This window comes from Actinomadura sp. ATCC 39365 (assembly GCF_054392275.1).
The window spans coordinates 3,226,106-3,240,065 of the sequence record NZ_CP184335.1 but is presented as its reverse complement, the minus strand read 5'-3'; the positions used below and the strand labels follow the sequence as shown (position 1 = coordinate 3,240,065).

Annotated in this window: 11 protein-coding genes and 1 pseudogene; 7 read left to right on the top strand and 5 right to left on the bottom strand. The window is 72.9% G+C overall.

What is annotated here, in order from left to right:
• Positions 1–45 precede the first annotated feature (45 nt).
• Positions 46–1,047: an LLM class F420-dependent oxidoreductase gene (locus tag ACNF49_RS16170; protein ID WP_357980736.1), complete on the top strand. Its 1,002-nt coding sequence runs from the start codon at positions 46–48 to the stop codon at positions 1,045–1,047.
• A 34-nt stretch (positions 1,048–1,081) separates the two neighbouring features.
• Here the strand turns inward: ACNF49_RS16170 and ACNF49_RS16165 are convergent, their stop codons facing one another.
• Together ACNF49_RS16165 and ACNF49_RS16160 are read right to left on the bottom strand one after the other, a co-directional pair.
• Positions 1,082–3,019 (bottom strand): FtsX-like permease family protein, encoded by a 1,938-nt coding sequence (locus ACNF49_RS16165; protein ID WP_482944215.1) that lies wholly within the window; start codon positions 3,017–3,019, stop codon positions 1,082–1,084.
• Positions 3,016–3,693, bottom strand: coding sequence for an ABC transporter ATP-binding protein (locus ACNF49_RS16160; protein WP_357980742.1), 678 nt, complete (start codon positions 3,691–3,693; stop codon positions 3,016–3,018). The genes ACNF49_RS16165 and ACNF49_RS16160 overlap by 4 nt, the downstream gene beginning before the upstream one ends.
• Positions 3,694–3,784: 91 nt before the next feature.
• Between ACNF49_RS16160 and ACNF49_RS16155 the strand changes: the two genes are divergently transcribed.
• On the top strand, positions 3,785–4,432 hold the full coding sequence (locus ACNF49_RS16155; RefSeq protein ID WP_352323489.1) for a response regulator: 648 nt from the start codon (positions 3,785–3,787) through the stop codon (positions 4,430–4,432).
• A 46-nt stretch (positions 4,433–4,478) separates the two neighbouring features.
• Positions 4,479–5,036, top strand: a pseudogene (locus tag ACNF49_RS16150) (DUF4328 domain-containing protein); the annotation flags it as partial.
• Between the two features lie 46 nt (positions 5,037–5,082).
• Here the strand turns inward: ACNF49_RS16150 and ACNF49_RS16145 are convergent.
• From ACNF49_RS16145 to ACNF49_RS16135, 3 genes are all read right to left on the bottom strand, one after another.
• A complete protein-coding gene (locus ACNF49_RS16145) occupies positions 5,083–8,898 on the bottom strand; it encodes a DNA polymerase III subunit alpha (RefSeq protein WP_482944214.1) in 3,816 nt (1,271 codons plus the stop codon).
• Positions 8,898–9,164, bottom strand: coding sequence for a DUF6504 family protein (locus ACNF49_RS16140; protein ID WP_357980751.1), 267 nt, complete (start codon positions 9,162–9,164; stop codon positions 8,898–8,900). Before ACNF49_RS16140 ends, ACNF49_RS16145 begins: the two co-directional genes overlap by 1 nt.
• A 79-nt stretch (positions 9,165–9,243) precedes the next feature.
• Entirely contained in the window at positions 9,244–9,990 is a 747-nt protein-coding gene (locus tag ACNF49_RS16135) for a GntR family transcriptional regulator (protein WP_358294820.1), read from the bottom strand.
• A 111-nt stretch (positions 9,991–10,101) separates the two neighbouring features.
• Between ACNF49_RS16135 and ACNF49_RS16130 the strand changes: the two genes are divergently transcribed.
• From ACNF49_RS16130 to ACNF49_RS16115, 4 genes are read left to right on the top strand one after another with little or no spacing between them, the layout of a single operon-like run.
• Entirely contained in the window at positions 10,102–11,256 is a 1,155-nt protein-coding gene (locus ACNF49_RS16130; RefSeq protein WP_482944213.1) for an ABC transporter substrate-binding protein, read from the top strand.
• Entirely contained in the window at positions 11,253–12,077 is an 825-nt protein-coding gene (locus tag ACNF49_RS16125; RefSeq protein WP_357980760.1) for an ABC transporter permease, read from the top strand. The genes ACNF49_RS16130 and ACNF49_RS16125 overlap by 4 nt, the downstream gene beginning before the upstream one ends.
• Entirely contained in the window at positions 12,065–12,919 is an 855-nt protein-coding gene (locus tag ACNF49_RS16120) for an ABC transporter permease (RefSeq protein ID WP_357980763.1), read from the top strand. The genes ACNF49_RS16125 and ACNF49_RS16120 overlap by 13 nt, the downstream gene beginning before the upstream one ends.
• Positions 12,916–13,950 (top strand): ABC transporter ATP-binding protein, encoded by a 1,035-nt coding sequence (locus ACNF49_RS16115; protein ID WP_482944212.1) that lies wholly within the window; start codon positions 12,916–12,918, stop codon positions 13,948–13,950. Before ACNF49_RS16120 ends, ACNF49_RS16115 begins: the two co-directional genes overlap by 4 nt.
• Positions 13,951–13,960: the final 10 nt, after the last annotated feature.

Below are 13,960 nucleotides of genomic sequence, written 5' to 3'. Positions count from 1 at the left end.
TTGACACTGCGGCCTCGGTAATGGAACTTTATTCCGGAGGTGCGTATGAAGCTCGGCCTGAACCTCGGCTACTGGCAGCGCGACGCCGACGACGCCACGGAGACCGTCCTCGCCGCCGAACGCCTCGGCTACGACTCGGTGTGGACCGCCGAGGCGTACGGCAGCGACGTGTTCACCCCGCTGGCCTGGTACGGGGCGCGTACGAGCCGGATCAAGCTGGGCACGTCGGTGGCGCAGATCTCGGCCCGCCCGCCGGTCACGACCGCGATGACCGCGATGACGCTCGACCACCTGACGGGCGGTCGGCTGCTGCTCGGCATCGGCGCCTCCGGCCCGCAGGTCGTCGAGGGCTGGTACGGGCAGCCGTTCGCCAGGCCCCTGGCCAGGACCCGCGAGTACGTCGAGATCATGCGCCGCGTGTGGCGCCGCGAGGAGCCCGTGACCAGCGACGGCGACCACTACCCGCTGCCCCTGGCGGGCGGCCTGGGCAAGCCGCTCAAGCTCATCACCCACCCGCTGCGCCGCGACATCCCCGTCTACCTCGGCGCGGAGGGCCCCAAGAACGTCGCCCTGGCCGCCGAGGTGGCGCAGGGCTGGCTGCCGCTGTTCGCCTTCCCCGGCAGGATCGAGGAGATGTACGGCGACGCGCTGGCGGGCCGCGACCCCGGCTTCGAGATCGCCGCCATGGTGATGGTCGTCATCTCCGACGACGTCAGGGCCGCCCTCGACGGCGTCAAGATGATGCTCACGCTCTACATTGGCGGCATGGGCGCAAAGCAGCGCAACTTCCACGCCGACATCATCGGCCGCATGGGCTTCGCCGAGGCGGCCGAGCACATCCAGGCGCTCTACCTGGCCGGCCGCAAGGACGAGGCGTTCCGGGCGATCCCCGACGAGCTGGCCGACGGCATCTCGCTCGTCGGCCCGCCCGGCCGGATCAGGGAACGGCTCGAACTGTGGCACAAGAGCCCGGTCACCAGCCTGCTGGTGATGGGACCGCGCGACGAGCAGTCGCTGCGCACGGTCCGCGACCTCGTGCTGGGCTGACCCGTGCCCGGCTGATCCGTGCCCGGCCGGGCGGTCAGTCCGGCCGGGGCGCCGGGTCGTCGGTCACCGAGCGCAGCAGCGGCCTGCTCAGCGCGCCCGCGCCGATCACGCCCGCGAAGCCGGCGCCCACGCAGACCAGCAGCGTGACCACGCCGCTCGTGCTCACTCCGCCGATCATGAACGGCATCGCGCAGAACGCGCCCACCAGGATCGCGCCGCCGCCCATCACGGCCATCGGGATCAGCGTCTCGGCCCGCCGGGCCCGGTCCAGGACCTCCAGGGGCGTGCCCGCCAGCCGCAGCAGCGCGTAGGTCTGCCGCCGGTCCAGCACCGACGAGGCCGCGGTGATGCCCGCGCTGGCGATCGCCACCAGGAACGACACCGACAGCACCACGATCGTGCCCACCCGCACGTCGGCCAGGAGCAGCAGGCCGAAGCGCTGGTCGTCGGCCTTCGTCGTCGGGGTGCGCCCCGGCACGAGGTCGCTCAGCGCGGTGCGCGCCCGGTCGACCACGACGTCGTCGGCGCCGCTGCCGAGCGCCGCGACCACGGTGTGCTTGACGGTCTTCACCGTGGCCGTGATGCCCGCCCGCCCGAGCCGGTCGCGGGCCTGGTCGGCCACCTTCGACGCCTCGCCCACCGGCGCCACGACGCTGAGCTGGGCGGGCCCGGCGTCCCCGCCGAACGCGCCGGGGCTGAGCAGGCCGAGGAATCCGGCCACGAAGCCGGTCAGGGCCACGCCGCTGACGGTCCGCCAGGCCGAGCGCGGATCGTCCACCAGCCTGCGGGCCGCCAGCAGCCGCGCGGGCCGGCGCGCGGTCCCGGCCGCGACCTTGCCGATGAGGCCGACCACCCACGGTCCGGCCAGGTTCAGGCACAGGAACGCCAGCCCGAGCGCCACGGCCACGAGCGCCACGCTGGTCCCCCTGGTGAGCAGCGGGAACACGGCCAGCACCGCGAGCAGCGCGAGCACGCGGACGAACCGCATGCCGGGCGGCGTCTCCCGCTTGGCCACGCCGAGCGGGCTGACCACGACCCGGCGCAGCCCGACCACCGCCGACAGCCCCACCAGCAGCGGCACCGCGACCAGCACGCCGGCCAGGACCAGCAGGTTCGGGAACAGGTCGGCGACGAACCAGGTGCCGCCCTGGATCGGGATGCGCGCCAGCAGCGGCACGGCCGCCCCGAACGCGACGGCCCCGGCCAGGGCCCCGGCGAAGGTCACCAGCACGGCCTCGGCCACCGTCATGCCGACCACCTGGCCCGGCGTCGCGCCGATCAGCCTGAGCGCGGCCAGCCGCTGGTCGCGCCGGGCGACGGTGAGCCTGGCCGCGGCGCCGCCGAACACCAGCAGCGGCACCACCATGAGCACGCTGGCGATCAGCGCCAGCACCTGGTACGCCTCGGCGTCCTCGCTGGGGGTGCCGGCCAGGGTCGCGACCTTGACCGGCGGCTTGCCGAGGATCCAGTCGTCGCTGCGCTCGGCGGTCATCGCGGGCGAGTCCGGCGCGTGGCCGACCACCGCGACGAGTTCCTCGGGCTGGACCAGCGCCTCGTCGCCCAGCACGCCCTTCGGCGCCGGGTAGCGCTTGGCCAGCCGGTCGGCGGGCAACCTGGCGGCCAGCTCGGACAGGGCAGGCGACAGCCACACCTCGCCGGGGGCCGGGAAGCGCGGCATGCCGGGCGGGGCGGGCGCCCCCGGCGTGAGCGCGGCCAGGTCGACGACGGTGATCGTCTGGTCGCCCACGTAGTCGAAGCGGGTCGCCTCGACGGCCACCGCGTCCTTCTGGGCCGCCGCCACGGGGTTGCGCCAGGCGCTGCGGTCGGCCCTGGCGTCGAAGGCGACGTTCGCGGCGACGGCGAACAGCAGCAGCCCCGTGGCCACCGCGACCGCGCCGAAGGTGAGCCAGGTGCCCAGCATGCCCCTGCGGCCGCCGCCCTTGAGCAGCCGCCAGGTCAGGTCGAGGTTCACGCGGTCACCCCGTGGGCGAGCAGGCGGCCGTCGCGGACCTCGACCGTGCGGTCGCACCAGGCGGCCACGTTGGGGTCGTGCGTGACGACGATCAGGCAGGCCCCGTTGTGCCTGGTCGCCTCGGTGAGCAGGCGCATGGTGTCCTGGCCGGTCTGCTGGTCGAGCGCACCGGTCGGCTCGTCGGCGAAGACGACGGCGGGCTTGCTCACCAGCGCCCTGGCGATGGCCACGCGCTGGGCCTGGCCGCCGGACAGCTCGCCGGGCCGCCGGGTCTCCATCTGGTGCAGGCCGAGCAGCGGGAACCACTCGCGGGCCTGCCGTACGGCCTGGGCGCGCGGCACGCCGCCCAGCATGAGCGGGAGCGCCACGTTCTCCTCGGCGGGCAGCTCCGGCAGGAGCTGGCCGAACTGGAAGACGAAGCCGAAGCGGGTGCGGCGCAGGGCGCTGCGCTGGCGCTCGCCCATGGCGTCGATGCGCTGGCCCATCAGGTGGACCTCGCCGTCATCCGGCTTCATGATCCCGGCCAGGCAGTGGAGGAGGGTCGACTTGCCGGAACCGCTCGGGCCCATGATGGCCACGGCCTCTGCCGCCCGTACCGTGATGTCCACGCCGCCCAGGGCGACCGTCTGCCCGAACCGCTTGGCCAGGGCTCGTCCAACAAGCACGTCGTTCATGGCCTCCACCCTTCCGCGGCGGGGGGTGGCGGCGGATCGGCCGTGCGTCCATTTCGGCCTCGGCCGAACGGCTGATCCTTAGAGTTGAGCCGTGACTATTCGGGTTCTCATCGCCGACGACCAGCAGCTGGTGCGCACCGGCTTCCAAATGATCTTGGACGCTCAACCGGACATGGAGGTCGTGGCCGCCGTGGCCGACGGCGCCGAGGCCGTGGCCGAGGCCAGGCGGCTACGGCCTGACGTGTGCCTGCTCGACATCAGGATGCCCAAGCTCGACGGGCTGGAGGTGACCCGCGTGCTGGCCGGGCCGGGCGTGGAGAACCCGATGCGGGTGGTCATCGTCACCACCTTCGACCTCGACGAGTACGTCTACGGCGCGCTGCGCGCCGGGGCCACCGGCTTCCTGCTCAAGGACAGCGGCCCCACGCTGCTCATCGAGGCGGTCAGGGCCGCCGCCGGGGGCGACGCGCTGGTGTCGCCGTCGGTCACCGTACGGCTGCTGCAGCACCTGACCCAGCCCAGGCGGGCGGCCGAGCCGCCGAACGGCCCGCTGACCGACCGCGAGCTCGACGTCGTGCGCCTGGTCGCCAGGGGACGCACCAACCAGGAGGTGGCCGCCGAGCTGTTCGTGTCGCTGTCGACGGTGAAGACGCACCTGGGCAGCATCCAGGCGAAACTCGGTGTCCGCAATCGAGTGGGAATTGCGGCTTGGGCGTGGGAATCCGGCGTGGTGAGCTGATTAACAGCGGTGCTCACGGGATACAAGTGAGTCAGAACCTCAGCGCATGGCCCGGGGGGAGAACATCGTGCGCTACGCCCAGGCACCGCCAACCAAAGCAGCTTCCGCCGTATATGTGACGCTTGCCGCGCAGGTCCTCTCCCTGGGCGCCCTCGTGGTCTTCGAGCAGTCCCGCGGCCGTCATCTCGCCGTCCAGCTCGCCGCGTTCGGCGGCCGTCCCCAGGGGGCGCAGGCGGAGGCGGTCGTGGGGGCGGTGACGATGTTCGCGGTGCTGATGATGCTGGTCGCGGGCACCTCCGTCGCCGCCGGGGCCGCCTACGTCACCTGGATCGTGCGGGCCCGTCAGGTGAAGGACCGTTCCAGCCCCACCGGGCCGGTCGCGGCCGCCTGGCTGATCCCCGTCGTCAACCTGGTCGCGCCCGCGCTGCTGGTCGACGACGTGTGGCGGCGGGCCAAGCCGCCGGCCGGGCGGCGCGGGCGGTGGCTCGTGCTGCTGGCGGCGTGGTGGCTGAGCTGGCTGGCCATGCTGACGCTGGTCACGGTCCGCCTCCCGCTGGAGTCCTCCTCCGACGGGCTGACCGGGGTGGGAGTGCTGGAGCTGGGCGGCGCGGCGGTGGCGGCCCTGCTGTGCGCCGCCACCGTCCGCGAGGTCACCCGCGTCCAGCGGCTCGACGTGGCCGGGCGGCTGCGCGAGGCGGTCGCCGAGTCCGCGCCCGGCCCCGAGGTCGTGACCCGGCTGACCACCCGGCCCGCCCAGGGCTCGGCCCCGTTCGGCCACACCGGCTAGCGACCGCCGGGGGGCCGGGCACAGGGTCAGGCCGCCGTCGGGCCGGAGCTGCCGGGGCTGGCGTGCCAGAGCTGCCGGGGCGGGGTGGCGATGGCGGGGCCGAGGTCGGAGTAGGGCGAGAGCCGGAAGCCGTTGGCGTACTCGATCCTGCGTCCGCCGACGCCGGGCCGCTCTTCGGGGGCCCGGTCGAGCAGGGCGCGGACGGCCTCGACGCCCTCCGCGCGCCACAGCGCGTCCAGGTCGGTGAGGTTCCAGCAGTCGACGGCGCGCATGGAGACCGCGCGGGCCCCCGTACGGCGGACCACCCCCTGGCCAGCATGAGCCACGAGCCGAACACCGTCGCCGCGCACCTGCCCTGCACCGACTCGAAGAACGTCAGGTCGACCGGCCCCGTCGAGTCGTCGAGAGTGGTGAAGATGACCCGCTGCCCCGAACGCACGGCGGGCGTCTGGGTGGCCACCTTCACCCCGGCGACCAGCACCTCCGCGCCGTTGCGCTGGGCGAGCAGGTCCTTGGAGCGCACCACCCCGAGCGCGTCGAGCAGCTCGTCGTGGAAGCTGATGACGTGCCGGCTGACGTCGATGCCGAGGATCTCCAGCTCGGCCTCGACCATCTCCGTCTCCGTCATCTCGGGCAGCTCGCCGGGCGGCAGGTGCTCGCCGAAGCCGAGCGGCAGCTGCGTGGACGGCTGCTCGGCCCTGGGACGCGGCGGCGCCGCGGTGTAGCGCCTGGACCGGGGCGCGGCCGAGCGCACGCCGATCGACGACGCCCGCTCCAGCGCCCCCACCTGGGCGATCAGGTCGCGCCGGGTCAGCTCGCCCGGACGCCAGCGAGGGCCGCCGGGACGCAGGCCGTGCAGCGCGTCGAGCCCGCCGACCTGGACGATGCGCTCGATGGTCGGGCGCGAGGGCCTGGCCCGGTCCCAGAAGTCGGCCAGCGACGTGTACGGCTGCCCGGCCACCATGCGCTCGACCTCGGCCTCGCTCACCCCCTTGATCGCCGAGAACGGCACCCGCAGCGCGTAACCGCGGCCGATCTCCCCGATCCTGAACTCCTGCCGCACCGGACGCCGCTCCTCCCCCAGCTCCGACGGGCTCACCCGCAGCCGCAGCGGCGGGCGCGGGCCGAGCCGTTCCACCCGCCAGTCCTTGCCGGACCCGTTGACGTCGAGCGGCAGGATCTCGACCCCGCACTGCCGGGCCTCGTCGATGATGACCCGCGACGGGTACATGCCGGGGTCGTGGGTGAGCACCCCGGCGAAGAACGCCGCCGTGTGGTGCCGCTTGAGCCAGGCCGACTGGTAGGTGGGCAGCGCGAACGCCGCCGCGTGCGCCTTGCAGAACCCGAAGGCGCCGAACGCGTCGAGCACCTTCCAGGCCCGCTCCACCGCCGCGTCACCGAACCCGTTGGCCCTGGCCAGCGGCACGAACGCCTTGCGCACCCGCTCCCGGCCCTCCGGCGTGCCGAGGGTGCGCCGCAGGGTCTCGGCGAAGGACAGGTCGCGTCCCGTCATCACCGAGATGATCTTCAGCACCTGCTCGTGGAAGACGACCACGCCGTGCGTCTCCTTCAGCGCCTCGCGCAGCCGGGCGTGCGGGTAGTACGGCTGCCGCCACCCGTGCCTGGCCTCCAGGTACGGGGTGACCATGTCGGAGTTGACCGGCCCCGGCCGGAACAGGGAGATGTCCACGATCAGGTCGTGCATCCGGCGCGGCTCCAGCTTGGCCACCAGCTCCCGCTGGCCCGGCGACTCGATCTGGAAACAGCCGAGCGTGCGGCTGGCGCAGATCATGTCGTAGGTCTCCCGGTCGTCGTGCGGGACGTACTCGACGCCTGGGTCGTCGCCGGCCTGCTCGTCCAGCCTGACCTCGATGTCGTCCACGCGTTTGACCTCGCTCAGCGCGTACGCCATGGCCGACTGCATCCGCACGCCCAGCACGTCCAGCTTGAGCAGGCCGGCCTCCTCCACGTCGTCCTTGTCGAACTGGGACATCGGGAACTCCAGCAGGCTGCGTTCCACCGGCGTCCTGTCGCGCAGGCCCGAGTTGCCGACCAGCACGCCGCACGGGTGCAGCGCGATGTGCCTGGGCAGGCCGTCGAGCTTCTCGGCCAGCCGGAACACCCGGTCGAGCCCGGCCTCGCCGAGCCGGCTCTCGCGCAGCTCGGGCAGGTCGGCCAGGGACGCGGTGATCTGCCTGGCCCTGATGTGCGGGAACGCCTTGGCGATGGCGTCGATCTCGTGCGGCGGCAGGCCCATCGCGCCGGCGACGTCCCTGATGGCGCTGCGCGCCCGGTAGGTCTCCATCATGGACACGCAGGCCACCCGGGCCTCGCCGTAGCGTTCGAAGATGGCCTTGTAGCAGTCGAGCCGGCGGGCCGACTCCACGTCCACGTCGATGTCGGGCAGGCCGACGCGGCCCTCCGACAGGAAACGCTCCATGAGCAGGCCGTGGTCGAGCGGGTTCACCTCGCCGATGCCGATGAGGTAGTTGACCAGGCTGCCGGCGCCCGAGCCGCGGACGGCGCAGCGGATGTCCATGCCGCGGATCATGTCGGTGATGCCGGCCACGGCGATGAAGTACCCGGACAGGCGCTTGCGCTCGATGACGTCCAGCTCGGCCCGCAGGCGTTCCCTGGCCTCCGCCGAGCGGTCGAGGCCGCGCCTGACCAGGCCGTCCTCGACGCGGTTGCGCAGCAGCGGCACCGGATCGCTGCCGACCTCGGGCAGGTTGAGGTCAGGCGGGTCGTTCCTGAGCGCGAGCAGCCGCAGCGGGTCCATCGAGCACGCCTCGGCCAGGCGCCTGGTGGTGAACAGCAGCCGGGCCACCCGCTCCCGGTCGGCGCCGCAGACCTTGGCCGCCACCTGCCACATCTCCTTGGTGCTCTTGAGGTAGGCGTGCGAGGTGCTGCTCTCCAGGTGCCTGGGGTGCAGCGGGACGAGCCGGCGGGCCGCGTCGAGCACGTCGCCGACCTGGTGGTCGGCCGGGTCGAGGTAGCGGGCGGCATTGGTCAGCACGGCCGGCACGCCGGCGGACTCGGCCAGGCCGAGCATGCGGACGGCCGTGGTGGCGTCGCGGAAGCCGTACTGGTCGACCAGTTCGATCACCACGCCGGGGACGGCGGCGCGCCACCGGCCGAGCAGCGTCCTGGCCTGCTCGTCGCGGCGTTCGGCGATCGCGCGGCCGACGTCGGAGCGTGGCCCGAGCAGCACCACGAGCCCGTCCTCGGCGCCGAACCCGTGATCGCCGCCCGCCGCCCCGGCCCAGGCGCCGACCAGCTCGCGGGTCACCTTGGGCGCGCCGCGCTCGCCGGCGGCGTGCGCGGCGGTGACCAGGCGGCACAGCCGCGACCAGCCGCCGGAGCGGGCCAGCACGGTGACCCGGTCCTCGGCGCCGGGCCCGCTCCTGGGCCCGGTCGCGGGCCGCGGCGCGCGCAGGCCCGGCGCGGGCGTGACGGCCGGGACGTCGAGCGCCAGGTTCACGCCGACCACGGGGGCGATCCCGGCGTCCGCGCACGCCTGGACGTGCTTGACCGCGCCGTAGAGCCCGTCGCGGTCGGTCAGCGCGAGGATGTCCATGCCGTGTTCGGCGGCCCGTTCCACCAGGGCGTGCGGGAAGGCGGTGCCGTACCTCATGGAGTAGGCCGAGGCCACGTCGAGGTGCGGGAACGGGGGCGCCATCAGTCCCACGCCCGCAGCAGCAGCCAGCCGTCGCCGGCGGTGTCGTAGCGCAGCTCGTACGAGCCGACCTGGCGCCCCGGGCTCGCCTCCACCCGCCAGAAGCGGCGCTCGCCGGGATCGCCCTCGCCGGTCTTCCACCACTCGCGCGCCACGACCCAGTGGTCGAGCACGTCGCGGACGAGATAGAGCCGGTCGCGCCAGACGAACTGGGTCGGCTCGCCGTCTCTGGTCCACACCTCTATCGGATCGCCATAGAGTCTGCTCAAGACGCTTCTCCCCGCGGCTCTGGTTCCTTTGCTGAGCCACCCGGGGGAAGACGGGCGCTTATGTATCGAACATATGTTCTTACGGCCCGAAGCGCAAGTCGCCCGCCCGCCGCGTCAGGGGGTTGGCGCCGATCGAGTTGCGGATGCTGAAGGTGACGCTGCCCGCCCGGTACCGGTCGTCGGAGGACTCCACCGGGCGGCCCTCGTGCGTGGTGGTGACGCGGCGCTGGCGCAGGAGCGGGCTGCCGCGCCGCACGCCCAGCAGCCGGGCGTCCCCGGCGCCGGCGGGCACGGCGTCAATGAGGTGCTCGCCGTAGGCGAAGATCAGGCCGACGGACTCGTACAGGGCCTCGGTGACGGACGCGCAGTCGGCGGGCAGCGCCTCGACGGCGGGGGCCACCCACTCGGCGTAGACGGTCCGCTCGACCAGGACGGGCTCGCCCTCCAGCGAGCGCAGGCGCAGCACCTCCAGCACCTCGCCCCCGCCGAACCTGGCGGACTCGGGCGCGGTGGCGGCCCGGCGGCGCTGGGAGATCACCTGGCCGCCGATGCGGTAGCCGTTGGCCCTGGCCCACTGGGCGAAGCTGTGCAGCTCGGCGAAGCTCTGGCTGCGCGCGTTGCCGAGCACGATGCGCCTGGCGCCCTGCCTCGACCCCACCAGCCCCTCGGCGACCAGCACGGCCACCGCCTGCCGCACGGTCCCGCGCGCCGCCCGGTGCCGGGTGGCCAGCTCGGCCTCGCTCGGGAGCTGGGAGCCGACCGGGTACGCGCCCGCCAGGATGTCATCACGCAGCTCAGCGGCTATCCGTTCATAGCGCGCAACCATTCGCGACCTTCTCCATTCACGAAAGAGCAATGTTTATGCGACTTACTGGTGCTCGCTTGTTTGTACAAGTTCCCTTAAGTTCTTTCCACACCCCCGGAGAGTGGAGGCGACGTGTTCACACCTCGCGCCCGTACGGCCGGCGTCATCGCGGCCCTTACCGTTGTCACCGCGGCGTGTGGCGCCGCCCCGAGCAGCCAGCAGACCACCAAGACGGCCGAAGGCGGGGCGAACGCGGCGACCGCCGCCTCCGCCGCCGACTTCGGCGGCTTCGACAAGCTCGTCGAGGCCGCCAAGAAGGAGGGCAACCTCCACGTCATCGCGCTCCCGCCCGACTGGGCCAACTACGGCGAGATCATCAAGTCGTTCGAGGCCAAGTACGGCATCAAGATCGAGAGCGAGACGCCCGACGCGGCCAGCGCGGACGAGATCAACGCCGTCAAGACCCGCAAGGGCCAGGACCGCGCCCCCGACGTGCTCGACCTCGGCCAGTCGTTCGCGATCAGCGGCGCCAAGGAAGGGCTGTTCGCGCCGTACAAGGTGCAGTCGTTCGACAAGATCCCCGAGGGTCAGAAGGAGCCGACCGGGCTCTGGACCAACGACTACGGCGGCTACGTCTCGATCGGCTGCGACGCCAAGAAGATCGCCAAGTGCCCGACCAGCTACGCCGACCTGCTCAAGCCCGAGTACAAGGGCAAGGTCGCGATGAACGGCAACCCGACCAAGTCGGGCTCGGCCTTCGCCGGCGTGTACGCCGCCGCGATCGCCAACGGCGGCTCCTTCGACGACATCCAGCCCGGCATCGACTTCTTCAAGAAGCTCAAGGACGCCGGCAACTACAACCCGGTCGAGACGACCCCGGCGACCATCGAGAAGGGCGAGACCCAGATCAGCATCGACTGGGACTACAACAACGCCGCCTACGCCCCCCAGATGGCCGCCAAGGGCCTCGACTGGAAGGTGAACGTGCCGACCGACGGCAAGTACTTCCAGATGTACGCCCAGGCCGTCAACAAGGACGCCCCGCACCCGGCGGCGGCCAGGCTGTGGCAGGAGTACCTCTACAGCGCCGAGGGCCAGAACCTCTACCTCAAGGGCTTCGCCCGTCCGGTGCTGCTGCCGTCCATGACCTCCGACGGCACGGTGGACAAGGCGCTGGCCGCGAAGCTGCCCCAGGTCGAGGGCACGCCCGAGTTCCCCACGCCCGAGCAGGTCGACGCGGCCAAGGCCAAGCTGGCCAGCGGCTGGGACGCCGCGATCTCGGGATGACCCGCCCGCGTTCCAGGGGCTGGGCCGGCGCCCTGCCCCTGCTGGCCTTCTTCGCCCTCGTCTTCGGGGTCCCGGCGGTCGCGCTGGTGGCGGGGGCCTTCACCGTCCAGGGACGGCCGAGCCTGGCCAACGTCGCGCAGAGCCTCCAGGGCGGCTACCTCGTCGCCATGGCCGGGAGCGTCAAGCTGTCGGCCGTGGTGGCGCTGGCCGGGGCCGTCCTCGGCACGTTCCTCGCCTACGCCGTGGTGACCTCGCGCTTCACGCTGCTGCGCGAGGCCGTGCTGACCGCCTCGGGCGTGCTGGCCAACTTCGGCGGGGTGCCGCTTGCGTTCTTCTGGATCGCCACGCTGGGCAACTCGGGCGTGATCAGCGGCCTGGTGGGGCTGCCCTCGGGGTCGTTGTACACGTTCTGGGGGCTGGTGATCGTCTACCTGTACTTCGCGATCCCGCTGATGGTGCTGGTCATGGCGCCCGCGCTGGACGGGCTGCGGCCCCAGTGGCGCGAGGCCGCCGCCAACAGCGGCGCGACCGCCTGGCACTACTGGCGCCTCGTCGCGCTGCCGGTGCTCGCGCCCGCGATGCTGGGCGGGGTGGTGCTGCTGTTCGGGTCGGCGTTCTCGGCGTACGCGACCGCGAACGCCATGGTGGGCACCGTCGTGCCGCTGGTCACCCTGAAGATCGCCAGCGCGCTGACCGGTGACGTGCTGGTCGGCTACGAGAACATCGCGCTGGCGCTCAGTCTCGACATGATCGTGGTGGCCGGGCTGGTGATGGCGATCTACCTGCCGCTGCAGAGGAGGAGCTCCCGATGGCTGCGCTGACCGGGCTGGAGCCCGTCGCCGCGGCGGCGGCGAAACCGCCCGCCCGGCCCCGCTGGTGGCGCGGCCTGGTGTTCGCCCTGGCCGCGGCCTACTTCCTGATCCCGCTCGGGGCCTCGCTCTGGTACACGGTCCACAACCCGGCCACCGGGGTGTCGTTCTCCGCCTACGGCGAGCTGCTGACGGCCGAGGGCTTCGCGCGTTCGCTGCTGCTGTCGCTGTCGCTGGCCGCCGCGACGATCGTGCTGGTCCTGCTGCTGGCGTTGCCGGCGATGCTGGCCGTACGGCTGTTCGCGCCGCGGCTGCGGCCGGTGATGGAGGTGCTGTGCACGCTGCCGCTGGTGGTGCCGCCGATCACGTTCGTGGCCGGGCTGACGACGTCGTTGCGTGACGGGGCCGACATCCTGGCGCCGACGCCGTTCTGGGGCACGCTGATCGCGATCCAGGACCCGGGGTTCCCGGTCGTGCTCGTGCTCGCGTACGTCGTGCTGGTGCTGCCGTTCGTCTACCGCTCGCTGGACGCCGGGCTGCGCACCATGGACGTGCGCACGCTGGTCGAGGCCGCCCGGAACCTGGGCGCGTCCTGGCCGCACGTGCTGCTGCGAGTGGTGGTGCCGAACCTGCGCTCGGCCCTGGCCAGCGCGTCGTTCCTGACGCTCGCGCTGGTGCTGGGCGAGTACACGGTGGCCAGCCTGCTCGGCTACGAGCCGTTCGCGGTCTGGATCGTGACCGTGTCCGGCTCCAAGGGGCAGCTGTCCGTCGCCGTCTCCATCCTCAGCCTGCTGCTCATCTGGGTGTTGCTGCTCGCCGTCTCCACCGTCTTCAGTGGAAGGAAGAAATCATGACCGCTGCGGTGGAGTTCCGCGGGCTGCGCCGGGTGTTCGGCAGGACGGTCGCGCTCGACGGGTTCGACCTGACCATCGCCCCCGGCGAGTTCGTGGCGCTGCTGGGGCCGTCGGGCTGCGGCAAGACGACGGCGCTGCGCTGCGTGGCCGGGTTCGAGCGGCCCGACTCCGGCGCGGTGCTGCTGGACGGCAAGGACATCACGAACGTGCCCGCCAACAAGCGCGACGCCGGGATGGTCTTCCAGTCCTACTCGCTCTTCCCCAACCTCAACGCCCGCGACAACGTGGCCTTCGGCCTGCGCGTACGCAAGGCGCCCGCGGCCGTCCGGCACGCCAGGGCCGCCGAGCTGCTCGAACTCGTCGGCCTCCCCACGCACGCCGACCGTTTCCCGCACCAGCTCTCCGGCGGCCAGCAGCAGCGCGTCGCCCTGGCCCGCGCGCTCGCGCTCGAACCGCGCGTGCTGCTGCTCGACGAGCCGCTGTCGGCGCTCGACGCCAAGGTGCGGGTGACGTTGCGCGAGGAGATCCGCCGGTTGCAGCTCGACCTCGGCATCACCACCGTCTTCGTCACCCACGACCAGGAGGAGGCCCTGTCGATCGCCGACCGGGTCGCGGTGCTGCGCGAGGGACGGCTGGAGCAGTGCGGGCCGCCCGCCGAGGTCTACGACCGGCCGGCCACGCCGTTCGTCGCCGAGTTCGTCGGGGCCATGAACCACCTGGCCGGGCGGCTGTCCGGGGACGGCGTCACCGTGCTCGGCCAGCTCCTTCCCGTGGACGGCCCGGCGCCCGCCGAGCCCGACGTGGACGTGCTGATCCGGCCCGAGGCCGTCCGGGTCACGCCCGACCCGGACGGCGGCGCCGAGGTGCTGGCCGCGTCCTTCCGGGGGCCTCGGTGCGGCTGCGGCTGTCGCTGGAGGGCGGCGAGGTGCTGGCCGACGTGCCGGGGCACGAGGCGGCCCGGCTGGGGCCGGGGGCCCGCGTCACGGTCCGGCTGGTGGAGCGCCCGGTGCTGGTGGCCGCCCGTACGGTGACGGCGCCGGC